The sequence below is a fragment of the Bartonella sp. AP58NXGY genome (assembly GCF_042195785.1).
In the GTDB taxonomy this organism is placed as follows: Bacteria; Pseudomonadota; Alphaproteobacteria; order Rhizobiales; family Rhizobiaceae; genus Bartonella.
The window spans coordinates 1-675 of sequence record NZ_JBHIOY010000282.1; the positions used below are offsets into that span (position 1 = coordinate 1).

The window sequence follows — 675 nt, forward strand, 5'->3', positions numbered from 1 at the left end:
GATTTCCCAGATCGCCATCTTTTTCATGCTTCATAATTGTCTCACGATCAAGCAAAGCCGTGACATGATTTGCAACAACATTATTAAGAATAAGCTCTGCTGGATAAGGCTTATCAAATTTCATCACCACCGTTTTTTCATCGGGAGTTTGCAAAGCATCATCAACATTTTGCTCTGTAATGCCATATTCATTAAAAATTGCTGCATTCCCCATCTTCAATTTAACAACCCGCTTCATCCCCCAAACAAGATCATTGGCGTTAGCTGCTCTTCCATCATTAAACTTCAAACCATCGCGCAAATGAAAGGTAATTACCGTACTGTGATCATCCCCCGAAACATCCCAATGTTTTGCTAATGCTGGAACTAGTTTTGTTGGATCATCTGCTGCTGTAGTGACCAAATTATCACAAATATTTTCAATAATTTCACTTGCATAAACATCATTGCTTTGGGCAGGATCAAATGTACTGATTGCATCCATATTCCAAGCCATCACAAGAGTATTCGGCGGCGTTTTTGCTATAACTTGTTGTGCAACCATCCCCAGTGCCATAAGAACAGAAACAAGAGAGCTGCTCCTTTTCAATATTTTTTTCTTCAAGCTCATAAAATTTCCCCTTTATTTTTTATCAATGAATGACATTGAAATGACATGCAAATTTATAATCATAA

Annotated in this window: 1 protein-coding gene; it reads right to left on the bottom strand. The window is 37.5% G+C overall.

What is annotated here, in order from left to right; all coding sequences use genetic code 11:
* On the bottom strand, positions 1-610 hold a 610-nt coding region (locus ACFINC_RS10960; RefSeq protein WP_375617226.1), incomplete at its 3' end, for an ABC transporter substrate-binding protein.
* Between the last annotated feature and the right edge of the window lie 65 nt (positions 611-675).